This is a genomic window from Aquisphaera insulae, from assembly GCF_011064615.1.
GTDB lineage: Bacteria > Planctomycetota > Planctomycetia > Isosphaerales > Isosphaeraceae > Aquisphaera > Aquisphaera insulae.
This window is the reverse complement of sequence record NZ_JAALJH010000112.1, coordinates 1-24,574: the sequence shown is the minus strand read 5'-3', so window position 1 is coordinate 24,574 and position 24,574 is coordinate 1. Positions and strand designations below refer to the sequence as shown.

Annotated in this window: 16 protein-coding genes and 1 pseudogene; 7 read left to right on the top strand and 10 right to left on the bottom strand. The window is 68.1% G+C overall.

Going from position 1 to position 24,574, the window contains the following annotated elements; all coding sequences use genetic code 11:
• Positions 1-224: 224 nt before the first annotated feature.
• Positions 225-2,375, bottom strand: a complete 2,151-nt coding sequence (locus tag G6O54_RS38245; protein WP_250847199.1) for a DUF6065 family protein — start codon at positions 2,373-2,375, stop codon at positions 225-227.
• 638 nt (positions 2,376-3,013) lie between these two features.
• Here G6O54_RS38245 and G6O54_RS38615 point away from each other — a divergent pair.
• Positions 3,014-3,205 (top strand): hypothetical protein, encoded by a 192-nt coding sequence (locus tag G6O54_RS38615; RefSeq protein ID WP_205679112.1) that lies wholly within the window; start codon positions 3,014-3,016, stop codon positions 3,203-3,205.
• A gap of 168 nt (positions 3,206-3,373) precedes the next feature.
• Positions 3,374-3,547, top strand: coding sequence for a hypothetical protein (locus G6O54_RS38610; protein ID WP_205679111.1), 174 nt, complete (start codon positions 3,374-3,376; stop codon positions 3,545-3,547).
• 316 nt (positions 3,548-3,863) lie between these two features.
• Here the strand turns inward: G6O54_RS38610 and G6O54_RS38990 are convergent.
• The 8 genes and pseudogenes from G6O54_RS38990 to G6O54_RS32895 form a co-directional block, all read right to left on the bottom strand.
• Positions 3,864-4,382, bottom strand: a pseudogene (locus G6O54_RS38990) (DUF4214 domain-containing protein); the annotation flags it as partial.
• Positions 4,383-4,808: 426 nt separating this feature from the next.
• Positions 4,809-5,621 carry a sulfotransferase family protein gene (locus G6O54_RS32925; RefSeq protein ID WP_256369021.1) on the bottom strand — a complete coding sequence of 271 codons (813 nt, stop codon included), beginning with the start codon at positions 5,619-5,621 and terminating at the stop codon, positions 4,809-4,811.
• A gap of 381 nt (positions 5,622-6,002) precedes the next feature.
• A complete protein-coding gene (locus G6O54_RS32920; protein WP_165233807.1) occupies positions 6,003-6,509 on the bottom strand; it encodes an ester cyclase in 507 nt (168 codons plus the stop codon).
• A 51-nt stretch (positions 6,510-6,560) separates the two neighbouring features.
• Complete coding sequence (locus G6O54_RS32915) at positions 6,561-10,556, bottom strand: serine/threonine-protein kinase (protein WP_165233804.1); 3,996 nt, start codon at positions 10,554-10,556, stop codon at positions 6,561-6,563.
• A 237-nt stretch (positions 10,557-10,793) separates the two neighbouring features.
• Positions 10,794-11,597, bottom strand: a complete 804-nt coding sequence (locus G6O54_RS32910; RefSeq protein ID WP_165233801.1) for a Uma2 family endonuclease — start codon at positions 11,595-11,597, stop codon at positions 10,794-10,796.
• A gap of 166 nt (positions 11,598-11,763) precedes the next feature.
• Entirely contained in the window at positions 11,764-13,368 is a 1,605-nt protein-coding gene (locus G6O54_RS32905; protein WP_165233798.1) for a hypothetical protein, read from the bottom strand.
• A gap of 28 nt (positions 13,369-13,396) precedes the next feature.
• The gene (locus tag G6O54_RS32900; RefSeq protein WP_165233795.1) at positions 13,397-13,807 is read right to left on the bottom strand and encodes a PIN domain-containing protein; all 411 of its coding nucleotides are present in this window, start codon (positions 13,805-13,807) and stop codon (positions 13,397-13,399) included.
• Between the two features lie 116 nt (positions 13,808-13,923).
• Entirely contained in the window at positions 13,924-14,172 is a 249-nt protein-coding gene (locus G6O54_RS32895) for an AbrB/MazE/SpoVT family DNA-binding domain-containing protein (protein WP_165233792.1), read from the bottom strand.
• Positions 14,173-14,437: 265 nt separating this feature from the next.
• Between G6O54_RS32895 and carB the strand changes: the two genes are divergently transcribed.
• Complete coding sequence (carB, locus tag G6O54_RS32890; RefSeq protein WP_165233789.1) at positions 14,438-17,674, top strand: carbamoyl-phosphate synthase large subunit; 3,237 nt, start codon at positions 14,438-14,440, stop codon at positions 17,672-17,674.
• 179 nt (positions 17,675-17,853) lie between these two features.
• On the opposite strand, the gene G6O54_RS32885 is transcribed toward carB, so the two are convergent.
• Positions 17,854-20,433 carry a calcium-binding protein gene (locus G6O54_RS32885; protein ID WP_165233769.1) on the bottom strand — a complete coding sequence of 860 codons (2,580 nt, stop codon included), beginning with the start codon at positions 20,431-20,433 and terminating at the stop codon, positions 17,854-17,856.
• A gap of 221 nt (positions 20,434-20,654) precedes the next feature.
• Here G6O54_RS32885 and G6O54_RS39080 point away from each other — a divergent pair, with 221 nt between their 5' ends.
• The 4 genes from G6O54_RS39080 to G6O54_RS32865 all read left to right on the top strand — a co-directional run bounded on the left by G6O54_RS39080 (position 20,655) and on the right by G6O54_RS32865 (position 24,353).
• Positions 20,655-21,593, top strand: a complete 939-nt coding sequence (locus tag G6O54_RS39080; RefSeq protein ID WP_439650297.1) for a DUF1016 N-terminal domain-containing protein — start codon at positions 20,655-20,657, stop codon at positions 21,591-21,593.
• On the top strand, positions 21,590-22,195 hold the full coding sequence (locus G6O54_RS32875) for a Uma2 family endonuclease (RefSeq protein ID WP_165233763.1): 606 nt from the start codon (positions 21,590-21,592) through the stop codon (positions 22,193-22,195). Before G6O54_RS39080 ends, G6O54_RS32875 begins: the two co-directional genes overlap by 4 nt.
• Before the next feature lie 34 nt (positions 22,196-22,229).
• The gene (locus tag G6O54_RS32870; protein ID WP_165233760.1) at positions 22,230-23,066 is read left to right on the top strand and encodes a Uma2 family endonuclease; all 837 of its coding nucleotides are present in this window, start codon (positions 22,230-22,232) and stop codon (positions 23,064-23,066) included.
• A gap of 231 nt (positions 23,067-23,297) precedes the next feature.
• A complete protein-coding gene (locus tag G6O54_RS32865; RefSeq protein ID WP_165233757.1) occupies positions 23,298-24,353 on the top strand; it encodes a DUF262 domain-containing protein in 1,056 nt (351 codons plus the stop codon).
• The last annotated feature ends 221 nt before the right edge of the window (positions 24,354-24,574 follow it).

The window sequence follows — 24,574 nt, the reverse complement described above, 5'->3', positions numbered from 1 at the left end:
GGCTCCCCGTCGGCGCGAACAGGGCACGCGATCGAGATCAGGCCCACGAGGACGGATCGGAGGAAGGACCGCGGATGCGGCGCCGGATCCGGGCCCGGGATGGCCCGATCGACTTCCGGCGACCGGGGAGGGTGGCTCATCGGCGGCTCCAGCCGAGGGGGGGGCGGCGGCGGGAGGCCTCCGCGGCCGCGCCGACCGCGGCGCGGCCCGGGAGCGGGACCTCGTCACACGCCGCGATACGTCGAATAGAAGCTCGAGAAATCGTTGTCGAACAGGAAATTGGTGAACGACATCGTGACCGAGATGTCGAGGCCCTCGACGAAGTGGAGGCAGCCGATGGGAAGGAACAGGATCTCGCCCGGGTTGAGCGTGCACTCCAGGACCTGGGGCTCGAGCTGGTCGGGCCGCGGGGCGTGCGCCAGGACGCGGCCGTCCCGCCGGGAGAAGACGTGGAAGTCGTTCGCCATCAGGGGCATGTCCCACGACGGCGCGATCTTCACGCGCTTCCGGCCGACGACCTGCGCCATGAGGTTGTTCGTCAGGTCGTGGTGGAACGGCGTGATCGTCCCGGTCGGGCCGAACCAGAAGAAGCCGGCCATGCGGTCCCGGCCGTCGAGGTACTCGGGGAGCTGGCCGATGTCGTCCCAGAGCTCGGCGAGGACCGCCTTGTTGTTCGTGTTGTTGTTGGCCGTCAGATAGAAGTCGTTCGTGACGCCCGCGGTGCGGACCTTCTCGATGAATTCCGCGAACGGCATCTCCCGGGCGAACTTCTCGCGCTCGGTCTCGTAGTTGTCGCCCGCGTCGCGCCCGGCTTGCACCTCGATCGGGCGGTCGCCGAATCGTTCGGCGAAGGAGTCGAGGGACCATCTTTGCATGGCGGGCCAGTCGTCCATCATGCCGGTGATGATGACGGGCCGGTTCGTGCTGTAATACGCTTCAAGGAACTCCGAGCGGGGCAGTTTGTCCCGGCGTTCGACCTCGCCGGAGGCTGGATGCAGGCGGTTGAGCTTGCGGTAGCAGGCCAGCAGCCAGTCTCGCTTCCGGAGCCGATCGCGGAGGCGCTCGGAGCCCCGGATGTAGGGGCTCCGCAGGGCGGCATCGACCTCGCGCTCGGCCTCCGGCCCCTCGATCCCGCGGGAGACCATCGCCCCCACGATCCTCTCGCGCGGCTCGTCGAGGAGGAGATTCTCGGCGATCCATCGGCGCCACTCGTCGTCCACGAGCCCCGTCCCGTGCCGTCCGTTCCGCATCGACCGGGCGTGCCCTCGGCCGCCCGCGTCGCCCCCGGGTGCCCGGCCCGCCGCCGGCTCGATGAGGGATGCGTCGGGATGCGTCGCCTCGCCGGCCGGGCATTGCGGTCGCGGGTCGGACGTCGGAGGCTGCGGGCTCGTCGGCATGGGCTGTTCGCTCTCCGGGAACACGGGGGCGTCGCCGCGGCTGGGCCGGGACGGAGAAGCCGAGCCCGCGTAGTGCACGACCGGGGGGCGGACCTTGGTGCTGTGCGCGGTCGCCGCCTCGCGGCCCGAGATGTCGCGGCCGTGGAAGTAGTCCTTCTGCCAGGCGTCCCCCTTGACCTCTCCCCTGGCCTTCTGGCCGTGGAAATGCGAGCGGGAGAGGCGCCATTCGTTGTAGGCCCGGCTCATATCCGGGTCGTCGGCCAGCTTGCGGTACGTGACTGAAGCCGTTTCAAGGTTCGCGCAGACGTTGCCGAGCAAGGGGATCGCCTGGAACAGGGGGATGCCGGCGTCGAAACGCGCCGGTACGCCGGGGTCCATGATCTTCCAGTTCATCGTGAACGACATGGCCATCCAGTCGCTCTCGATGATGGCGGTCAGCGGGTGGGCGTTGCGGAGGAAGTAGTTCGCCGGCCCGCAGATCAGCAGCCGAGAGCCCTCCGGCCTCGTGCGGAACAGGAAGGGGGTGTTCCAGGTGAGGATCCCCTCGCCGAACTGGTTGTTGATCAGATCCTTCCACACGTCCCCGGCCGCGTCGAATTCGATGGCGATGTCCCCCGGGGTCGGGCGTCCGCCCCAGACTGCGGAGAAGCCCACGGGGTTCCGGATCCACCAGCCGGTCTGGTTGGCAATCGTCAGCGGGAGGCAACGATAGGCGTGGCGGCTCGGGGTCGCGTCCATCCAGTCTCGTTGGAGGTCCGCCCAGCACCATTCCCACCCGCTGCCATCGTCGCGGTTCGCCTTCAGCAGCGAGTCATCCACGAGCTGAAAGATGTCGACCGCGAGACGCGGCCCATCCCCATCGCGACCCGGCCGAGCTTCGATCGGCGGATCGGGGGCTCTGCGGATGGCGGCCCCCTGGCGACGGCTGAGACGCTTCAGGACGTTTCGCCCGCTGGCTTGCGGTCGCTTGGATTTCATGTGAGGTGTCACGCTCCGACCATCGATGGTTCGGCGGACCAAGAATCCGCCGCGTAAGCGACGCCCCCTCCATGACCAGTGACCGGTCTCCATTCCTCAGAGGCGGGAAGGCGGCCGACGACTCTCACAGAGGGGACAAGCCGCCATGCGGCGGATCCCCGATAGGTCGATCTCCGGGCCCGCATCAAACTGTCAGCCAGGTGTTGGAGTCGGAGTAGGAGTCGGCGTCGGTGTTGGAGTCGGAGTCGGAGTCGGAGTCGGAGTCGGAGTCGGAGTCGGAGTCGGCGTGGGCGTCGGTGTTGGAGTCGGAGTCGGTGTTGGAGTAGGCGTGGGCGTCGGCGTCGGTGTCGGTGTTGGAGTAGGCGTAGGCGTAGGCGTAGGCGTAGGAGTAGGCGTAGGTGTTGGAGTCGGTGTAGGCGTCGGTGTTGGAGTAGGCGTGGGCGTCGGTGTTGGCGTAGGCGTAGGAGTAGGCGTGGGCGTCGGCGTTGGCGTAGGAGTAGGCGTGGGCGTCGGTGTTGGAGTCGGAGTCGGAGTCGGTGTTGGCGTCGGCGTTGGCGTAGGAGTAGGCGTAGGCGTAGGAGTCGGCGTCGGTGTCGGTGTTGGAGTAGGCGTAGGCGTAGGCGTAGGAGTAGGCGTAGGTGTTGGAGTCGGCGTGGGCGTGGGCGTGGGCGTCGGTGTTGGAGTCGGAGTCGGAGTCGGTGTTGGAGTCGGAGTCGGAGTCGGAGTCGGAGTCGGAGTCGGTGTCGGTGTCGGTGTCGGAGTCGGCGTCGGTGTTGGAGTCGGCGTGGGTGTCGGTGTTGGAGTCGGAGTCGGAGTCGGAGTCGGAGTAGGCGTAGGAGTCGGCGTGGGTGTCGGTGTTGGAGTCGGAGTCGGAGTCGGAGTCGGAGTCGGAGTCGGAGTCGGAGTCGGAGTCGGAGTCGGAGTCGGAGTCGGAGTCGGAGTCGGAGTCGGAGTCGGAGTCGGAGTCGGAGTAGGAGTAGGAGTAGGAGTAGGCGTCGGTGTTGGAGTCGGCGTCGGTGTTGGAGTCGGAGTCGGCGTGGGTGTCGGTGTTGGAGTCGGAGTCGGCGTGGGCGTTGGAGTCGGAGTCGGCGTGGGCGTCGGCGTCGGAGTGGGCGTGGGCGTCGGTGTTGGAGTCGGAGTCGGAGTCGGTGTTGGAGTCGGAGTCGGAGTAGGAGTCGGAGTCGGAGTAGGCGTCGGAGTCGGTGTTGGCGTAGGCGTAGGCGTAGGAGTCGGCGTCGGCGTCGGTGTCGGTGTTGGAGTCGGCGTCGGTGTTGGAGTCGGTGTAGGCGTAGGCGTAGGAGTCGGCGTCGGCGTCGGTGTCGGTGTTGGAGTCGGCGTCGGAGTCGGTATTGGCGTAGGCGTGGGCGTTGGAGTCGGAGTCGGCGTGGGCGTCGGCGTCGGAGTGGGCGTCGGTGTTGGAGTCGGAGTCGGAGTCGGAGTCGGTGTCGGAGTCGGTGTTTCTCGGCTTATGCCCGACGCGTTGAAGAAGCTCTGGACGACCTGCTGCCGGGGAAATCCACTCCGTACGCGCTGGATCCAGCGCGCCTCGCCTTGACTGTCCGGTTGCTGCTTCAGGACGTTGACGTACAGGGAATCGACGAAGGCGCGGGGAGTGCCCTTGATGTTGACGCCGAGGCTCGCGAGGAGTTGCTGACGCTCGGGCGATTTCAGGAGCACGCGGCTCAGCGCACTCGGAGGGAGGCCCTGCCGTAAACGAGAAACCCAGCGACTCAGCTCGGCTTGCTGCGGAGCGCGGAGGAGGATCGCTCGATACTCGGACGTCACGAGCAGGCCCGCGGGCGAGGTCTCCAGGGTCGCCGCCGGCCTGACGAGGCCCTCGACCAGCGCCGGCTGGGCGGCCTGGACCAGGCCCTTGACGCCCGAGGCGGTGAGCTGCAGCCGATTCTCCAGCTCGCTCGCGGAGACGGCCGGGGCGAATCGCCTGCGAGTACGACGGGTAGACACGATGTCGTGCTCACGCAAGAAGGTCTTGATACGACGGAGCATCGCGCCATCTCCCCGGTCCAGGCACCTTGAGCAAGCCGCTTTTCTGCTATGAGCATCCAACACTACGGAGCTCGGAGCGCCGCCGACAAGATCAAAGTACGGTGTTTCTGCATATATTAATAAGAGTTAACGGGGCGGGCGGCGGGCTTCGCGGGCGTCCATCCACGGAGCGTGGCCGTCAGCGATCCCTGGATGCCGCATCGATGCGGCCCTCCCGCCGGCCTCCGTGGTGCGCGGCGTAAGTCATTTGTCCATCGAGACTTATCCGGATCGACCGCGGCCCCTGCCGGGCGCCGGGCCCCTGCCGGCGGGCCGCCGCCGCCGTCTCGGACCGACCCGAGGGCGCGGATTCCGACTCCCGGCCGGGGGCATCCCCCGCGGCGGTCGCGGGGCTCGCGGCCGGTCCGCGATCTCCGTTAAATGGATTTAATATTCATAACCGAATCGATCCATGAAATCGCGGACCGCGGGATCGGACCGGGCCCGATCGAGCTGCTCCGCATTCAGCTCCCGCCGCCAGGAGGAGGCCCGGCCGGGGTCGAAGTCCTTGCGGATGCCGGTCTCCCAGTCGATGGCCGTCGTCCAGAGGAAGCGGCGGGGGAACGCCCTGCCGAACGATTCGAGGTATCTCGGCGAATACGGCAGGCCGAGGTGGGCATAGACGGCCGTCATCGTCGTCTCGTGCGAACCGACGAGGTCCTCGTAGCGCACGGTCAGGAGGTTGGGGCTGTCCAGATGCGGCCTCCAGGCGAGGTAGTTCTGGATCAGGAATCCCCAGCGTTCCTCCTTCTCCGCCGGCGAGGCATCGGTCTGGACGTCGATGCTGCGGAAGATGGCGCGGGGGTCGCGGACCGTGTAGATCAACCGGCAGTGCGAGACCAGGTGCCGGATGAGCTCCGGGCTGCGAAAGAAGTCGGGGCTCTTGTCCCCCAGGATGAGCGCGTCAGGCTTCCCGTAGATCTGGGTCGCTCGGGGCCAGATGTCGGCGAACCATCGGAGGAAGTCGTCGGGGCTGTCCTGCTTCCTCCTGTCCACGTACCTGACCACCTCCTCGAGGCTGAAACCATGGATGACCATGCGATCGGCGTGGAGCTTCAGGAAGTAATCCCGGAAGAGGGCCCGATTGATCTCCGACTCGCAGAGGCAGATCGACGAGGGATGGTCGTCGAGGCACCGCGACATCAAGGAAGATCCGGTCCGAAGGGGACCGACCACGAAGTACAGCCTCGAAAGGTCCATTCCCGGCTCCAGGGTGTTCGTGTTTGGTCCTGGGGCTCGCACGCCCCCGCCCGCCCGGCCGGCCCGGCCGGGTGCGGCTCAGGACGACGGGAGGCGTCATGAGGAGCCCGCGATGCCGCCGCCCGGGCGCGTCCAGGGGGCGGGGCGTGCCCTCCCCCGCCGCGACCCCGCCGACCACCCGTCGCCGATCGGCCCGTCGCCGTCGATGAGTGTACAACCCCGAGGGAGCGCGGGCCAACGATCGCCTGCCGGGGCGGCCCGCCCCGCCCGGCCGGCGCGGGCAACGACGCGGGATCGACCGGCGGTTCGGTCCTGCGAGGCGGCCGAAGGCCCGGGGGGCGTGCGAGCTGGGGGCGCCGGGGGCCCGCGGGGATCGATCCCTCAGGACGAGCTGGTCGCCGGCGTCCCCCCACTCCCGACCTTCCGCATGTCGTCGAGCCGGCAACCCTCGCCGGGGCTGTCCTCTCGCGATGGCGACGGGCCCGGCGGGCAGAGCGTCTGCATGAGCCCGCCCTGGTTCCAACTGTCCCAGGACTCGAGCACCTTGCCGTCGGCGAACGCGAGCCAGGACATGCCCCGGAAGTCGACCTCCTTGCCGGTCGCCGGGAACCCCAGGCCGTCGCCCAGGTGAGTCCCCCGGACGGACCAGCGGACGACGACCGCGTCTCCCTCGGCCACCGTCCCCTCGACGGTCACGGTCAGGTCGGGGAAGGCCGACAGGAGCACGTCATGGACGCGCTCCTTGAACTCCTGCTTGCTCCGCAGCGGCCCCGACTCGGAGTGGCAGATGCTCTGGTCGGTCACGAACTCGTCGATGTGGTCCGTGCGACGCTGGTTCCAGACCTCCTCGAACCACCGCCGGGCGAGGATCACGTTGTCTTTGCTCATGGCGATCCCCTCGTGTTTGCCAGGGAGGCGAGGCCGCCCTCGCCCGGTCGGTCAGCGGACGATCCCCACCTTGATCATGCTGTCGAACAGGGTGCGGAAGGCGGGACGGCCCAGGAGGTCCTTGATCGCGGGATCGGACTGGAGGGCCGTCGCGAGCTTGGGGTCGAGGTCCAGGGCCTCGCGGAGCTGGACGACGGTGCGGCCCAGGCAGTCGCGGCCAAGCTCGTCCTTGCGGGGGGCGTCGACCTTCGGGTCGGCCTGGAGCTGGACGGCGCAGCGGGCCAGCAGGAGGGCGGCGTCGAGGTGGCCGCGGGCGGGCTCGGCGGCGGCCTTCGGGAGCTCCACCGCGGCGGCGATGGCGGTCGCGTAGTCGCCGGCGGCCAGCGAGGCGTCGGCCTGGTCCTTGAGCGCGGAGGCGAACGCCTCGCGATAGGCCGGCAGCTTGCCCTTGGTCTGCTTGACCACCTCCCGGTGCATGGCGACGGACTCCGCCAACGACTTGCGGGCCTCGTCGGGCCGCTTCGCCTTCGCCAGGGCCCGGCCCTGCTGGTCCAGGACGTGGCCCAGGTAGTGGCGGCTCGTGATCGTCGCCGGCGAGGCGGCGACCATCGTGGCGAGGGCCTCGGCCGAGGCGCGGAACTCGGCCAGGGCGTCCTCGGTCCTGCCGGCCTTCTGGAGCTGCTCGCCGAGGTTGTTGCGGGCGACCGCCAGGAACTGCCGCTCGGCGGCGGAGCCGGGGCCGGGGCCGGAGGCGAGCTCGCCGGCGATCTTGACGGCGTCGCGGATCGACTCCTCGGCGCCGGGCATGTCGGCGTCATCTCGGAACACGGACCGGTTGCTCAGCGTCATGGCCTTCTCCAGCCTCGCGGTCCGGAGGTCCCCATCCGGGTGCTTGCGGCCGGCGGCCTCGGCGGCGTCCAGGGCCGCGAGGGCCCGGGTGTAGCAGGCCTCGGCCCGGTCATTCCGCTTCGCCAGGGCCTCGATGTCCGCCATCCGGTTGAGGTATCGCGCGTGCTCGATCTGGTAGTGGACGACCTCCGGGTGCGCCGCACAGAGCTTGTCCATGAGGGCGACGGCCGCGGCGATGGCCCCGTCGGCGCCCGGCTTGCTCAGGGCCTCCAGGCAGTCCGCCCGATTGCGGGCGATCATGGCGAGCAGGCGGGGATAGCGCGGGGTGGCCGGCTCGCGGTCGGCCAGGGTTTGCTCGAGCTCGCGGGCCCGATCGAGGGCGACCAGGGCGGCCTCGGGCCGCCCCGTGTGATACAGGAGGTAGCCGAGGTTGAATTGGCAGGTCCCCAGGTCGTAGCGCACCTCGCGGTCGTCGGGGAAGGCCTTCAGGAGCGCCGTGTTCTCCGCGATCCCGCGGCCGAGGATCGGCTCGGCCTCGGCGAACTGCTCCTGCTCCGCGAGGATGCCCCCCAGGTTGGAGCAGCCGCCGGCGAGGAGCCGGCGGTACTCCGGGCGGTCGGGATAGTCCTGGGCCAGCCGCTCCGCCTCCTTGAGCTGCCGCCGCCAGTACGTCTCGCACTCGGCCGGCTTGCCGGCGACCCGCTCCACCTGGCCGAGGTCGTTGCAGGCGTGGGACATCGCCTCGCGGTATCGGGGCACCGTCGGCGAGGCGTCGATCAGCGCGTCGAGCAGCGAATAGGCCCGCCGGCAGCCCTTCTCGTACGCGGCCATGTCGCCGAGGTCATACGTGACGCGGCCGAGGTAGTCGCTCGCCTGGGCCAGGTCGTAGCGTGCCTCCGGGTTCCTGGGCAGGGCCGCGGAGACCCGCTCGAGCAGGCCGCACGCCGTCTCCAGGGCGGCCCGGGCGAGCTTCGGCTCCCCCTTGCGGCGGAGCAGCAGCCCCCGGCTGCGGAGCGCCTGGGCGAGCGTCCACCGGTCGTTGGTGGCGGCCTCGGCGTCGGCGTCGGCGTTGGCGCCGGGGCCGGCGTTCGCCTCCGCGGCGACGACCGGGGTCATCGCGTCCTCGACCTGGCGGAAGAGGGCCTCGGCCTCGTCGCCGCGGTTGTCGCGGAAGTACATGTCGCCCAGGCGGGTCCGGGTGGCGGCCAGGACGCGGCGGATCTCCGGGGCGTTGGCGGCCTTCTCCTTCTCCGCGGCGGCGGCCAGCGGCTCGAGCAGGGCCAGCGACTTCTTGAAGCTGGCCTCCGCCTCCGGGACCTGGCCGAGCTTGCGGCGGATCTCCCCCATCCGCTGATGGGCCTGGCCGTGCTCCAGGCGGACCGCCGGGTCCTTGGCGGCCTGGGCCGTGAGGTTCTCGTAGAAGGCCAGCGCCTTCTCCATGCTCTCCTGCATCGTCGGGTCCAGCCGGTCTTCCATCCAGGTGAAGCCGACGTACATGTCGTTGATGGCGGTGCGGGCGACCTTCTCCTTCTCCACCACCTCGGTCCGCTCGCGGGAGATCAGCACGGTGCTGATCCCCAGGGCGACGGTCCCGGTGGCGAGCAGCGCCGCGGCGCTGCCGACGAGGGTCCGATGCTTGCGGGCCCAGCGGGCGGCCCGGCGGGACCACGGCTCCTCGAACGCCTTGACCGGCTCGTCGGCGAGGAACCGCTGGACCTCCTGGGCGAGGTCCGTGGCCGAGCCGTAGCGGTCCGCCGGATCCTTGGACATCGCCTTCAGGCAGACGGCCTCCAGCGCCGGGGAGACGCCCGAGTGGATCTTGCGGGGCGACGGCGGCGGATCCATGCGGACCTTGCGGAGCAGCTCGCTGGTGGTCCGGGCGTGGAAGGGGGGCTGGCCGGTGAGGATCTCGTAGAGGATCGCCCCCAGGCCGTACACGTCGGTCCAGCGGCCGGTCCGGTCGTGCCGGCCTTCGGCCTGCTCCGGGGCCATGTAGGCGGGCGTCCCCAGGATCTGGCCGCACTGGGTGGCGTCCACCGAGGGGGCGGGGAAGACGTGGAACCCGTCGCCGGACTGCACGGCCGTGCCGGCCGGCGGCAGCGTCGCGTCGTCTTCCGGCGGCAGCGTCAGGTCCCCGACCATGGCCGCGGTCAGCGCGCCGTGGCCGTTGGAGTCGACGTGGCCGTTGGAGTCGACGTGGCCGTTGGAGCCGGCGTGGCCGTTGCGAAGCCCGTCGACCGGCGCGGCGGCGGCCCCGGGCTTCCGGTCGGGGCCGACGCTCTTGGCGAGCCCCCAGTCCAGGACGATGACCTCGCCGAAGTCACCCAGGACGACGTTCTGGCCCTTCAGGTCGCGGTGGATGAAGCCCTTGGAGTGGGCGTAGGCGATCGCGTGGCAGACCCCCACGAAGGCGCCCAGCAGCTTGACCAGGGCGAGGGGATCCGCCTGGCCGGCGGCCCGGGCCTTGTGGTACTCGCGGGTGGCCTGGCTGAGCGTCCCCCCCTTGATGAACCGCATGGTGTAATACGGGACCTCGCCGCCGCCGAGCTCGTAGACCGGGACGATGCCCGGGTGCTCGAGCTGCGCGGTCACCCGGGCCTCGGTCAGGAACCGCGAGGTCACCGACGAGTTATCGGCCTGGTCGGGGCGCAGCTCCTTGAGCGCGATCTCCCGCCCCAGCGAGGGGTCGTGGGCCAGCCAGACCTGCCCCATGCCCCCCTTGGCGTACAGGCTGCTCCGCGCGTACCGGTCGTGGCTCTTCGGCTCGTCCGCCGCGCCCAGCGAGCCGAATCGCACCGGGTAGGGATTCTCGGCCGGCCCATCGCCGTCGGCCCCGTCCCCGGCCCCCGCCCCCGCCCCCTTGCCCCGGGCCGGGATGTGGCAGGCCGTCAGGCTGGCGCCGATCGTCGCCGCCAGGCCGGGCAGGTCGCCCAGCACGGCCAGGCTGCGGCCGTCCAGCGACTGCGCCAGGGTCGCCATCGGGTCGCCGCCGCAGGTCTGGACCTCCCGGTCCACCTCGCGGTCGAGCTCCGCCCGCTGGTCCATCGTCAGGCATTCCCGGCCCACCAGCCGGTCCGCCAGCTTCTCGACGCCATCGCCGTTGCCGTCCATCGCGCAGGTCGCCGCGAGCTGATCCGCGTCGATCAGGCCCTTCTGGAACGCCAGGACCCCGAACAGGAGATCGCGCTCTTGGCCCATGACTCCCTCTGACTTCCTCGCAGGAGATCGGATCCGTTCGGTAAAGCGGGACGATGCGGCGGATGCGGGGGGGCGTCCCTGCGTGCAATTCACATGCATGCCGATGCATCATGGATCGGACCATGAAAAATACCAGATCCGGGGTCGGTTTGGGGAGGGAAATTCCGCGGTGGTGGAATCCCGGCATCGCGGGCACGAGTCGTCCGGGTGCCTCGCCTCGATCCCGTCGGCGTCGGATCACTCGGGCTCGATGCCCAGCTCGCGGAGCTTCGCCGCCAGGCGTTCGGCCTTGCGTTCGGCGGCCTCGGCCTTCTGGCGTTCGGCCTCGGCGATCTGCTCGGCGGACTGTACCTTTCGTTCGGCGGCCTCGGCCTTCTGGCGTTCGGCCTCGGCGATCTGCTCGGCGGACTGTACCTTGCGTTCGGCGGCCTCGGCGAGTTGGACAGCCTTCTGGCGAAGGACGGCGTTCTCGACCGCGGTGAGGAAGGGCTGGCCGTCGGGGTCGCGGATCGTCAGCGAGTCCGGGCCCTTGCCGGGCTCGAAGCGGATTCCCAGCCGCGGGCTGACGTAGCCGTTCATGTCGGGGATGGGCCGGAGCCCGCCCTGCACCCGTCGCCAGCCCGTGAGCGTCCCCTTGTCGGGATTGTAGTAGTAATACTCCTCGACGCCGTGGTCCTGGTAGAAGTCGAACTTCCGCTGGATCCCGGCGCGGCGGTTGCCGGGCGAATGGACCTCGAAGACGACCTGGGGGGCGAGGCCGTCCTCGGCCCACTGCATGTACGAGCCGCGGTAGCCCTTGGGGCGGCCGAAGACGACCATGGCGTCGGGGGCCATGCGGACCCTGGGATCGCCTTCCCGTGCATACCAGAGGAGGTCGCCGGCGACGAAGACGTCGGGCCGATCGCGGAAGAGGATCTCGAGCCCTTCCTTGATGGTGACGATCCACTGGAACTGCCGGGTGTTGTCCGCCATCCGCCGACCGTCGCTGTCGGGATAGACGACCTTCTTGCGGGCCGTCGTCGGCCGGGAGGTCGCGCTCATGATGCTCTCGGCTCCGGGAGCCGCTTGACCAGGTACGTTTGTTCCCATCGGTCCCCTTCAGGTAGTCTACCCGAAAACGCCCGCCGGTCCAGCGGGAAAGCCCGGAGGCGCGGGCTCGCGGAGGCGGGATCCACAGGGGTTTCCCGGCGAAGGCGGGTCGCCGGCCTCACCGCGTCCGGGGGAGCCGCCAGTCGACCTTGCCGCGGTAGGCCATGGTCGCCTGGACCAGGTCGAACAGGCCCGGATCATAGCCGCGGAGGGCCTCCCGGGTGGCGATCGGGGCGTCGGCGTCCTCGGGGGCCGCGGCCTGGCCCTGGGCGTCGAAGTAGGCGAGGACCCCGTCGGTCCAGTAGGCCTCCCGGTCGCGGGATCCGGCGGTCCCCCGCCACTTTTTCGCGGCCGAAGCGGCCTCGAACAGCTCCTTCAGGCGATCGTCGAAGCGGGAGTCCATCCGCTGGACCCGGAGCTCGTACTGCTGGACGGTGCGAGGATCCGGCTTCACGGCCGGCTTCGGCGGGCGCCTGCCCGTGCCCAGGTGGATCGCCCCGGCGAAGGCGCGGACCACCTGGTCCGCCCCCACCATCGGCGCCGAGGGGTCCCCCATGACGTTCTCCTCCGCGACGACCATCAGCGTTCGCCCCGGGGCGTAGCCGAGGTATCGGGCCAGCGGGTCGATCCCCTCGGCGTCGGCCCTGCCCGCCAGCTCCTTCCACTCGGGGAGGTCGGCGATCGACTCCCTCGGGCCCAGGACGACGAGGCGGAGGCCCTCGTCGATCAGCGCCTTGAGGATGTCGTGGCGGTAGGCGAACATCTTGCGGATGTCGTCATTCGCCCGCAGCAGCGCCGCGTCCCCGGCCTCGCGGCCGATCACGGGGAAGCCCCGGGCCAGGGTGAGCTTCGCGTAGTAGGCCGGCAGCTTCAGGGCCGGCGGGGGCGGCGCGACGTTCGGCAATCGCTGGAGCCACGCGTACCGCCAGTCCTGCGCCGGGCTGAGCCGGAGCGCCTTCTGGACGAGCCGGTAGCCTTCCGGGTCGTACGCCAGGAGCTGCTCGCGGCCGCCGACCGGCCCGTGGTTCCAGTTGTTGACGCGGTTGCAGTCGAAGTACGACTGGACGATCTCGCCCCAGTACTCGCCCGGGTTGCTGCCGGCGTAGGCGTCGCGATAGAGCCCCCGCGCCACGGCCGCGCGATAGGTGGCGTCCAGCCGATTCCGCCAGTCGGGCTCGAGCCGGCCGAGGATGCCGTCGATCGTGTGGGCGAACTCATGGACGGCGATGCTCTCGTCGTCGTAGCGGTCCTGCGGCAGGCAGAGCAGGTTCTCCTCGCCGAAGCTGGTGGGCCGGCCGCCGGTGCCGCGGACCCGCTCGTTGAGGTACGCCGGGTCGGGAGCCTTGCGGTTCTCAGGCATGTCGGTGTAGACCTGGTCCTTGCCGATGATGATCAGGTACATCCCGCGGTCGGCCATCGCCTTGACGACATCGGGCCGGCCGGCCAGCATCCGCGTGACGATCTCCCGCGTCCGGATCAGGGCCCGGTCGTCCACCACGCCCGCCGCCGCGACGGGCATCCCCTCGATGTCCAGGTACTTGCGGTAGAACCCCCGGGCCGCCTCGCGGTCGCCCTCGTCCACGAGCCGGAAGAACGACTCCGGCGGCGCGATCACCCTCGGCTCGGGAGAAGCCGGCCCGTCGGCCAGGGCGGCCGTCGAGAGGAACAGAAATCCCGGTACAGCCGCGATCAGGACGGCCCTGGCGGTTCGAGTGTCGCTCATCGCTTCGCCTCCATTCCGAAGAGAAACCTCACGCCTGGAACGGATCGACGAGCCGGATGCCGGCGTGGGCGAAGTCGGCGGTGTTTCGGGTGGCGACGATGAGGTCATGTTGCCGCGCGGTCGCGGCGATGAGGCTGTCTTTCAGCGGCATGACACGGCCTTTTCGTCGCAGCCCGGCGAGGAGCGCGGCCCAGACCCGAGCGGTCTCGGCGTCGAGGTCGAGGACCGGGAGATGGGCGGCACCGGCCTCGAACCACTCCAGCAGGCGGGCCCGCTTCCGGCCGGAGGGGAGCAGCAAGATCCCGTAGCGCAGCTCGCCCAGGATGATCGGATTGACGGCGAGCTCGGCCTCGTGCGACTCCAGCCATCGCAGGACCGTCGCCTCGGGCATTTGCCTGGTCGCCTCGCTCAGCACGTTGGCATCGACGAGGTATGTCATCGCTCAGAGGCCCCCCCGGTCACACCGGGCCCGGGAAAGGGGGACGGGCACCTCGAAGACTCGGAGCCAGTCCCCGTTTCCCTCAATCCCCCGGCGATTCCCTCGGCGACGGGCTCTCACTCGCGAGGCAATCCGTCGAGCTCGTCCGTCGACCCCGAGGGGATCTCGCGGAACCACCCCTCCGCCGGGCAGGCGCGGAGCCATCCCACGAGCCCGGGCTCGCCCGGCCCGGGAGACCGCCGCAGCAAGTACTCGCCCGCCCGGAGCCGCTCGACCTCGAACTGCTGCCCCGGCGCGATGCCATCCTGCTCGCGGATCTCGGCGGGGAGGACGATCTGGCCCTTGGAGGAGACGCGCGTTCTCATTCGCGTAAGATATCGTCTTACCAGGGTGACGTCAACTCGACGAGGGGGGCCGCATCGAGGCCGAAGGGAGGCCGGCGACGGGCGCCGCCCGCGCGTCCCGCCCTTGTGGCGGGCGTCGTGATGGTGCTATGATCGGGAAATTTTCCGGGCCGCGCCGTACGGGGGTCACCAGGAAATTGCCCTCCGCGAGCGCGGCCCGTTGCGCGCCAGTCGACCGCGGATCGGAATCCGGGCCGCGGGCCAGCCAGAGCGAGAACGACCTACCGTGCCCAAGCGTACCGACATCCACAAGATCCTGATCATCGGCGCCGGGCCGATCGTCATCGGCCAGGCGTGCGAGTTCGACTACTCGGGCACCCAGGCGTGCAAGGCGCTCCGGGAGGAGGGCTTCGAGGTGGTCCTGGTGAACTCCAACCCGGCGACCATCATGACCGACCCCGAGATGGCCGACCGGACGTACATCGAGCCGATCACGCCGGAGCACATCGAGCAGATCCTCGCCGTCGAGCGCCCCGACGCCGTCTTGCCCACCCTGGGCGGCCAGACCGGCCTGAACGTCGGCATGGAGCTGGAAGAGAGCGGCATCCTCGCGAAGTACGACTGCAAGCTCATCGGCGCCACCGCGCAGGCCATCCGCACGGCCGAGGACCGCGCCCTGTTCAAGCAGGCCATGGAGGAGATCGGCCTCGAGAGCGCCCGCAGCCGGATGGCCCACACCCTGGACGAGGCCCGCGCCATCCGCGACGAGATCGGCCTGCCCTGCGTCCTCCGCCCGAGCTTCACCCTGGGGGGATCCGGCGGCGGCATCGCCTATAACCGCGAGGAGTTCGACCGCATGGTCACCTATGCGCTCGAGCTCTCCCCGGTGCACTCCACCCTGATCGAGGAATCGGTGATCGGCTGGAAGGAGTACGAGATGGAGGTGATGCGCGACGGCGCCGACAACGCCGTCATCATCTGCTCCATCGAGAACTTCGACCCCATGGGCATCCACACCGGCGACAGCATCACCGTCGCCCCCGCCCAGACGCTCACCGACAAGGAATACCAGCGGATGCGCGACGCCTCGCTCGCCATCCTCCGCAAGATCGGCGTCGAGACCGGCGGCTCCAACGTCCAGTTCGCCATCAACCCGGCCGACGGCCGGATGATCGTGATCGAGATGAACCCCCGGGTCAGCCGCTCCAGCGCCCTGGCGAGCAAGGCGACCGGCTTCCCGATCGCCAAGATCGCCGCCAAGCTCGCGGTGGGCTTCCGCCTCGACGAGATCCGCAACGACATCACCCGCGAGACCCCCGCCTGCTTCGAGCCGACGATCGATTACGTCGTCACCAAGGTCCCGCGGTGGGCGTTCGAGAAGTTCCCCGACGCCGACCCCGTCCTGACCACCCAGATGAAGTCCGTCGGCGAAGTCATGGCCATCGGCCGGACCTTCAAGGAGTCGCTGCAGAAGGCCCTCCGCGGCCTCGAGGTCGGCCGGTTCGGCCTCGGCTGCGACAAGAAGGACCTGTGGGGGACGCCCCGCCAGCCCAGCATCGACGAGATCCGCTCCAAGCTCAGCATCCCGAACACCGAGCGGATCTGGTACATCCGCTATGCGATGCTCGCCGGGATGACGGTCGAGGAGATCCACGAGGTCACCCACATCGACCCCTGGTTCCTCGCCAACATCGAGGAGCTGATCGCCGTCGAGCACTCGCTCCGCGCGGTCCGGTCGATCGAGGAGGCCCCCGACGACCTGATCCGCCTGGCCAAGCAGAACGGCTTCTCCGACCGCCAGCTCTCCACCCTCTGGGAGACCACCGAGACCCAGGTCCGGGCCGACCGCCTCCGCCGCGGCATCCGCGCCGTGTACAAGCTCGTGGACACGTGCGCGGCCGAGTTCGAGGCCGTGACGCCGTACTATTACTCGACCTACGAGCAGGAGGACGAGGCCCGGGTCGGCGACAAGCCCCGGGCGATGATCCTGGGGGGCGGGCCGAACCGGATCGGCCAGGGGATCGAGTTCGACTACTGCTGCTGCCAGGCCGCGTTCGCCCTCAAGGCCGACGGCTACGAGGTCGTCATGGTCAACTCCAACCCGGAGACCGTCAGCACCGACTACGACACCTCCGACAGCCTCTTCTTCGAACCCCTGACGGTCGAGGACGTCCTCAACATCTGCGACCGGATCGGCCCCACCGGCGTGATCGTCCAGTTCGGCGGCCAGACCCCGCTGAACCTGGCGCGGGCGCTCGAGGCGGCCGGCGTGCCGATCGTCGGCACCAGCCCGGAGAGCATCGACCTGGCCGAGGACCGCGAGCGGTTCCGCCTGGTGATCGAGAAGCTGGGCCTCAAGCAGACGCCCAACGCCTCGGCCACCCGGAACGACGAGGCCCGCCGGATCGCCGAGCGGATCGGCTACCCCGTGGTGGTCCGGCCGAGCTTCGTGCTGGGGGGCCGGGCGATGGAGATCGTCTACGACGAGCCGAGCCTGGACCGCTACATGACCGAGGCCGTCGAGGCCAGCCCCGAGCACCCGATCCTGATCGACAAGTTCCTCGAGGACGCGATCGAGGTCGACGTCGACGCCGTCTGCGACGGGGTCCGCACCATCGTCGGCGGCGTGATGGAGCACATCGAGGAGGCCGGGATCCACTCCGGCGACAGCGCCTGCGCCATCCCCCCCTTCTCCCTCCCCCCGGCGATCGTGCAGGGCCTCAAGGACCAGACCTACGCCCTGGCCCAGGCCCTGTCCGTGAAGGGACTCATGAACATCCAGTTCGCCGTCAAGGATGGCGAGATCTACGTCCTGGAGGTGAACCCGCGGGCGTCCCGCACGGTGCCGTTCGTCTCCAAGGCCACCGGCCTGAACCTGGCCCAGGCCGCCTCCCGGGTGATGATGGGCCGGTCGCTCGAGGACCAGGGCATCGGCGAGGAGCCGGTCCCGAATTACGTCTCGGTGAAGGAGGCCGTCTTCCCCTTCGCCAAGTTCCCCGGCGTGGACATCGTGCTCGGCCCCGAGATGCGGTCCACCGGCGAGGTGATGGGCATCGACACCGACTTCGCCAGCGCCTTCGCCAAGAGCCAGCTCGCGGCCATGAGCAAGCTCCCCGCCAGCGGCACCGTGTTCGTGAGCGTCGCCCGCCGCGACCGCCAGGCCGTGGTCCCGATCGCCCGCAAGCTCGCCGCCCTGGGCTTCCGGCTGCTGGGCACCAGCGGCACCGTCGAGGCCCTCGCCGCGCACGAGATCCAGATCGAAGCCGTCCGCAAGATCCGCGAGGGCCGCCCCAACCTGCTGGACCACCTCGCCAACGGCTCCATCGACCTGATCGTGAATACCCCCAGCGGCAAGGGGGCGAGGACCGACGAGGGCCGGATCCGTGCCTCCGCCGTGAGCCACGGTGTCCCCTGCATCACCACCCTGGCCGGCGCCCGCGCCGCCGTCGCCGCCATGGAGCGGCTGCGGCATGGGACGCTGAAGGTTTATGCGTTGCAGGACCTCCTGAAGACGTCGTCGTAGCACGGGTCACCGACCGGCGACCGGAAGAAGGGACGAACCACGGAGGCACCGAGGAGAGGAAGCGGAGGAAACCCCGTCGAGTCGGTTGAGGCGAGATCGCGCACGGTCGGGGCCCTGTCCTATCGGCGGGCTCCGACCGGCGATCGGCCTGGCGCGGCCAGGTGTTGAGGGGCCACGGATCACGCGGTCACGGTGGCGGTGCCGGTGGTCGTGGCCTTGCGGTTGCTGGTGTCGGTGACCTCGACGGTGAACGTGTAGTTGCCGGCGGCGACGTACGTGTGGGTGCCCAGGACGATGAAGGACTGCGAACCGCCGGTGTTGACCGTGGTGATCGGCGTCTTGATGCCGTCACCCCAGTCGATGGATGCGGTGAAATCGCTCGGGCTCACGCCGGGATCGGTGTCCGTGAAGGTCGCCACGGTCAGGTTGGTGAACGCCTGATTGACCGTGGCGGAGATCGCCTGGGACGTCAGGTTTTGCGGGCCGCCCGTGTTGTTCTGGGCCGTCACGTTGGCGGTGCTGCTGGCCGACCCCTGCGAGCTCTCGGGGCCGTTGACGGTGATCGAGATGGGGTACGACCCGGCGGTCGCATACGTGTGGCCCCCCTGGATGCTGAAGGTCCCCGACCCGGTGGACGTGATCGTGCCGGCCGACGTGCCGCTGCCGTCGCCCCAGTTGATCGTCGCCCCGTAGACGCCCGCCGGCAGGCTTGGGTTGGACGAGGTGAAGGTGGCCACGACCTGATTGGCGAACGCCTGGCCGGCCACGGCGGAAACGGCCTGCCCCGTGACGCTGATCGTGGGGGCGTTGGCGATCGTGATCGTCTGGTCGGTGTTGGATTGCCCCTGGGAGGTCTGGACGCTCACCGAGAGATCCACGCCCGGCGTGTTCGGCGCGATGACCTGGATCTGGGTGTCGCTGAGGACCGTGTAGTTGGCCGAAGCCACCTGCTGCCCGCCGATCAGGACGGCGCTGAGGAGCGGGGCGTACAGGCCGACGCCCTCGATCGTGAAGGACTCGCCCGGCCTGACGGTCGTCGGGCTCACGCTCGTCACCTGCGGTTTCGCGAGCGTGAAGTTAGTGCCGAACGGGAGCGGGATCGAGGACGTCATGCTCGCGCTCACGGTCCACAGCGACCCGAACGTCGGCGAGTTGGTGGTGAGCGGGTTGTTGTAGCCCAGGCCGGCGCCGCTGTCGAACGTCAGGGCGGTCGGGTTCTGGGCATAGTTCCCGGTCGGCACTTCCCAGATCCAGCCGGTCACGAAGCTCAGAGTCTGGCTCGGCTGCGGCAGATTCTCGTGGCCGATGACGTACGACCACTTGGTTTCGCTGGTGGCGGGATCTCCGCTGTAGGTGACCGTCATCGGCGGGACCGTCTTGGTGGTGGAATTGGAGATCGTCAGGCCGAGGCTGAGTCCCGCGATGCCCCCCTGCGCCTGGTTGAACCCGACGCTCCCCCCGATCGAGAAGCTCACGCCGCTGGTCACCGTGGAGGCGGTCTCGGTCGTCTGCGGGCTGGGAGAGAGCGTCAGCACCGGGGTCGTGGTCGAGGGGGTGAGCCCCGTGAGCGTGTTGGTCACTCCATTCCCCCAGGCGGCGTAGACATACGGGGGGAACGGCGGGTTGCCGGCCTGGCCGATCGCCGGCGCGGCGATGAAGCTGTCGATCTCCTGGGAAACGTAGTAGATGTCCAGTTGGTTCTGGAACGACCGGGCGGCGTAGGCGAGGTTGACGACCTGGATGTTGTCGCCGTGCTGGTTCGACTGGAGGGTGCTCGACTGGTACGCCTTGGCGAGCTGGATGAGGTTGTTGTTCGCGTCCGTGAGCGTCACCGTCGAGGCCTTCGGCGTGGGCGTGAAGACGGTCGCCAGGTGCAGGCGGTCCCCCTGCTTGAGGGCCTTCGCCCCGGCCGCCCGCTGGCCCGGCTTGAGCCTGGCGCCCTGGACCGGTGCCATGACGTCGATGCTGTAGACCTGCTGGCCGTCCTGGCTGACCTTCCGGAACGAGACCAGGTCGACCTTCGCGAGCCCGCCGGAGAAGACGACCGGCCTCGGGTCGCCGAGCAGGTCCGCCAGCGTGTTGGCATCGGCCTGGGTCGCGTTGGCGAGGGAGATCGTCTGGCCGGCGTCATAGCTCCCCTTCAGCAGCCCGACGATCCGCGCGTTGCGAAGGTCCGCCGCGCCGACGACCGCCGGCCCCCCGACCTGGAGCCGCTGGACCGAGTACGCCCCGGTCAGCCGCCGGAGCCCCGCCCCCGAGGCCGACGGGCCGACCTGGAGAGTCCCCAGCGTCTTCAGGAAGACCTGCCGCGCCCCCCCGGGGCCGCCGTCGAACGTGTCGCGGCCCGACGTCCCGACCAGCGTGTCGAACCCGTCCCCGCCGACGAGGGCGTTGGCCCCGGAACCCCCCTGCAGTCGGTCATTCCCCGCCTGCCCGTCGATCCGCGTTCGAAGGGTGATCCGCGGATCCACCGTGATGACGTCCCCTCCCGCCCCGCCGTTGATGTCGATCTCGGCGACCGGCCCGTACCGCCCGAGCTGTCTCCCGTTGACCACGACCCGGACCGTCCCCACGCTCTCCGTCGGCAGCACCCGGATCAGGTCCGCCCTCGGCGTCCCCGCGATCATCAGCACGTTGCCGACGACGGTCGCACTCGGGCTCGCCGACCCGTCCATGACCCATCGCGCCTCCAGCGATTCCATGCGAGGGCGAGCGGCGCGGACCATCGGCCTGGCGTTTCGACGCAGGGACGTGGACATGGGGATCACTCCGCGTGAGTCTCAGAAGAGGTAAATCCGGGAGCTGCCGGGTCCGCAAGCCGCCCCGCCCCGGCCTTCCTCGGCGCATTCGATGATGCGTCCGGGAAAGCACTCCAGCGGCTTTCTTGCGAGCGAGAGGTTGCAGAGTCCCGATGGGCACCCCGCGATTTCCCCCCTACCATACACGAGGGCCAACCGCTTGACCTAGACGTCTGGGGGGGATGGACAGGCACGACCGAAGGCGATTTCGTGACAGAAACCTCGGGGGCAGGCCCAACCGACGGCAATCCGTGTGCCGCAGTTTCCCCCGTGACGGGACTTCACGCTCCAAGGAAAGCCGAACCAAGAACGCCGTCCGCGAGGCTCATGGCACCCTATCCTTGCGTCGTCGTCTGTTCAGTATTAGACTTCCCGATAAGGAATCCACCCAACTCACGGGTCGGGATTGCGATGCAGCCGGCCCCCCGTCGCTCAAGGCATCGCAGGCGGGGACGAGTCCCACGGGACCATCGAGGGCCCAGGAGATGGCTCGAAAGAAGGCGTCCGACGCCAGGACCGCGGAGCCGAAGCCGGCCCGCCCGACGAAACGCCCGGCAACGCGCCGCGTGCCGGCTGCCGAAACCGGCTCGCCGACGGCCTCGTACCCGGCGCTCCTGGATGACCTGAAGGCCCGCATCCGGACCGCCCAGGTCAAGGCGGCCCTGGCCGTCAACCGGGAGCTGATCGGGCTCTACTGGGACATCGGCCGAACGATCGTGGAGCGCCAGAAGGCCGAGGGCTGGGGCAAGTCCGTCGTCGATCGCCTGGCGGCGGATCTCCAGAAGGAGTTCCCCGGCGAATCGGGGTTCTCCGGCAGCAATCTTTGGCGCATGCGATCGTTCTATCTGGCTTATGCAGAAGAGGTTGTAAGTCTCACACAAGCTGTGCGAGATCTGAGCGGCTCCCCCCTCCAACAAGTTGTTGGAGGACTTGACGGGCGAATTCTGCCGCAAGCTGTGGCAGAAATCTTCCGGGTCACAACGGTGAGAGTACGAAGCCCGAATTCCCCGCCCTGGTCACCTCGCGAGGCCCGGCCCCGGCCTTGCCTCGTTGCCTGTTCATGCGTATGCTCGGGATGGGCCGCGAAAGGCCCGAATCGGAGGAGGGAAAAGGCGCGATGACCACCCTGAACCCGGCCCCGGCAACACGATCCCCGACCCCTCCGCGCCGCATGACGGTGGCGGAATACGAGGACCTGATCGAATCCGGCGTGATCGACGAGCGGGCGCCGGTGGAGCTGATCGAGGGAAGGATCGTCGGCAAGATGACGAAGGGAAACCGCCATTGCGTTGCGGCGGCCCAGGTGCAGCACATCCTGTCCGGGGCGCTATTTCGTGCGGATCTGCCGTGGTTCGTGTGGACGGAGAAGCCGATCGCCCTCCCGGACCGCAAGAGCATGCCCGAGCCGGACGTCGCGCTGGTCCGGGGCCGTCCCGCCGATTTCATGACCGCCAAGCCGGGCCCCGCATCCGTCGGCCTGGTCGTCGAGATCGCCGACAGCTCCCTCGCGGACGATCGCCGTCGCATGGAGCTCTACCTGGCCGGCGGTGTTCCCGAGTGCTGGCTCCTGAACCTCGTCCAGCACCGTCTCGAAGTCCATCGATCGGAGGCGGCTCCCGTACTCCTCGACGAGGGTGACACGGTTGAGCTCGTCCTCGACGCCCGGTTCATCACCCGGATCCCCGTCGCCGACCTGCTCCCGGGGCGCCTTCCCGAGTCGTGACCTTTCCCGGCCCCTCGCCAGGAAGGAGGATCGGATGGCCAGCGTTGAGATGCTCGAATCGACGATGACCTGGACACCCCAGAGGTACGGGCGAGCCATCGACGCCGGACTCTTCGAGGACCTGGGCATGGTCGAGTTGATCGGAGGCCAACTGGTTGCCACGAGCATCGAGGAAGCGCCTAACAGGGACGTTGCGATCAACGCCGAAGAGTCTCTCAAGGCGATGATCCCCTCTCATGCCTGGTTCGTGGGTCGCGAGGTCACCGTCGAAGCGGCCGACTCCGTCCTCGTCCCGGACGTCCTGGTGGCCCGGGGATCGTGGAAGCCCCGGTATCGCCGCAGGAACCCAAGGATTGACGAGCTGGCCCTGGCCATCGAGGTGGCCGACACCACGCTCTGCCGAGATCGTCGGCTGAAGGTCCCCTTCGACCTGGAAGCGGGCGTCCCGATCGTGTGGGTTGTGAACGTGGCGGAATCGCGCGTCGAGGTTTATTCGCCGGCCGGAGGCCCCGATGCGCCGACGGCTCATGGGATCGTGATACCGTACCTTTTGCTCTCGACGGCGTCGCGCTCGGAGAGGTCTCCGTCGCGGACGTCCTCGATTGACCTGGGTCGCCGAAACGCCCTCGATGATGCCGCAGCCAGCCAGGATGAGTATGAGCCGGTCGGGAAGAGTGACCGCGCCACGTCGAGCGGTAGACGCGGAATTCAGGGCCCAGACCACGATGGCCTTGATCGGCAAAAGAGACGGGTCATACTTAACCAAGATCATTACCTGGACTTCGCGGGTCGCGGCAATATCGTGGGGAGTCCTTTTTTTCGGTTGCCGTTTTTCGGTCCTCCGTTTTCCGGTTCTCTTCGCTTGATGTAGACAGCCGAAAACGGAGCTGAAAGCGCTCTCGGGCACTCCGCGGCCAATGTCATTCTAGGTGGGTTACCCGGGTTGATTAGTGCGTCGTGATCCTAGTCTTGGTATCATCCGGACTGCGTAAATCCCTGTGGCCAAAAGCTATGTCGCCTTCGGGCTCTCCAAAGTCCCTGGGCCGATAGCTTTGTCCCGTTCGGCCTTCATGTTCCCTTCGGGCTCTCCAAGGAATCCCCTATGGCCCAGGCACGACATAGTCCGCAAACGATCTCCTGGTTTTGGGATCTATATCAACGGGGTCTGCTGGATCTTGATCCTCCCTATCAAAGGAAGAGTGTCTGGAATAGTGTCTATAAGGCTTACTTTATTGATACTTTGTTGCTCGAATACCCGGCTCCGGCGATCTTCCTTTTCTCCGAGGTCGATCCCAGCGGGAAGACAAAGCATTCTGTTGTCGATGGTAAGCAGCGTCTTGTAACCATCTTCGATTTCGTCCAAGACCGGTTCCCCGTCGGCGAGAGGGCTGAGCTGACCGCTCTGCGAGGCAAGTATTTCAGGGAACTCGCGGACGAAGTCAAGGTCAAATTCTGGAGTTATCAGTTCAGCGTCGAGTACCTCCCCACCTCGGATGAGAATGCTATCAACAGTATCTTCGACCGCATTAATCGCAATGTCGCGAAGCTGACCCCGCAGGAGCTTCGACATGCCCGTTTTGACGGAGCATTCATCTCGACTGCGGAGAAGTTGACCGAGTGGCTTTCTCTGGTCTCATCGGATTTCCCCAGGATTACACCATCCTCGCGCAACCAAATGAAGGACGTTGAATTCGTCGCCAATCTTCTACTACTCCTGGAAGAAGGGCCCAAAGGTTATTCGGTAATTGAACTGGACACGGCTTTTACCGATCGTGACGAAGCGTGGGAGGGGCAGGAGATCTACGAAGAGCGGTTCAGAAAAGTCACCTACGAAATAGTGAAAATCATCGATCATCCCGATGGAAATCCCATTAAATCATCTCGTCTTCGCAATCAATCAGACTTCTATTCTCTCTTTGGAGCTATAGATGACTTGCAACGCGAGAATAAAATGCCTTCAACGCCGGCTGCGATCCAGAGACTCTTGGCCTTCTTGGAAGTTGTTGATGATGAGGATCGACGTACGACCAGTACTCAGGCGAAGAAATACTACGAAGCCGCTCGGTCCGCCTCGAACCTGGGATTTAACAGGAAACACCGAATCGAGACCATGACTGCCGTCTTACTCGGCAACTTCAAGAGCGTTGATACACAATGATAATTCCTATGCACGTACGTCGGCTATTCGACGATGTGGCTCCGTACGTGGCCGAACTTGACAAGCGGGTGACGCAAACAGTTTTCAGCTTCTGTATAAGCGAAGGATTCGCGTTCTCAGCACGGCATAAGACCATCGAATCCGTCGCCGAGAAGATCGAAACGGGCCGGTATCGGCGATGGACTGAAATCGACGACCTCTTTGCCTGCACCGTGGTCATC

Coding starts and splice junctions, on each gene's coding strand:
- G6O54_RS38245 (WP_250847199.1), bottom strand. CDS start 2,375: ATGAAATCCAAGCGACCGCAAGCCAGCGGGCGAAACGTCCTGAAGCGT.
- G6O54_RS32925 (WP_256369021.1), bottom strand. CDS start 5,621: ATGGACCTTTCGAGGCTGTACTTCGTGGTCGGTCCCCTTCGGACCGGA.
- G6O54_RS32920 (WP_165233807.1), bottom strand. CDS start 6,509: ATGAGCAAAGACAACGTGATCCTCGCCCGGCGGTGGTTCGAGGAGGTC.
- G6O54_RS32915 (WP_165233804.1), bottom strand. CDS start 10,556: ATGGGCCAAGAGCGCGATCTCCTGTTCGGGGTCCTGGCGTTCCAGAAG.
- G6O54_RS32910 (WP_165233801.1), bottom strand. CDS start 11,597: ATGAGCGCGACCTCCCGGCCGACGACGGCCCGCAAGAAGGTCGTCTAT.
- G6O54_RS32905 (WP_165233798.1), bottom strand. CDS start 13,368: ATGAGCGACACTCGAACCGCCAGGGCCGTCCTGATCGCGGCTGTACCG.
- G6O54_RS32900 (WP_165233795.1), bottom strand. CDS start 13,807: ATGACATACCTCGTCGATGCCAACGTGCTGAGCGAGGCGACCAGGCAA.
- G6O54_RS32895 (WP_165233792.1), bottom strand. CDS start 14,172: ATGAGAACGCGCGTCTCCTCCAAGGGCCAGATCGTCCTCCCCGCCGAG.
- G6O54_RS32885 (WP_165233769.1), bottom strand. CDS start 20,433: ATGTCCACGTCCCTGCGTCGAAACGCCAGGCCGATGGTCCGCGCCGCT.
- G6O54_RS39080 (WP_439650297.1), top strand. CDS start 20,655: ATGGACAGGCACGACCGAAGGCGATTTCGTGACAGAAACCTCGGGGGC.
- G6O54_RS32875 (WP_165233763.1), top strand. CDS start 21,590: ATGACCACCCTGAACCCGGCCCCGGCAACACGATCCCCGACCCCTCCG.
- G6O54_RS32870 (WP_165233760.1), top strand. CDS start 22,230: ATGGCCAGCGTTGAGATGCTCGAATCGACGATGACCTGGACACCCCAG.
- G6O54_RS32865 (WP_165233757.1), top strand. CDS start 23,298: ATGGCCCAGGCACGACATAGTCCGCAAACGATCTCCTGGTTTTGGGAT.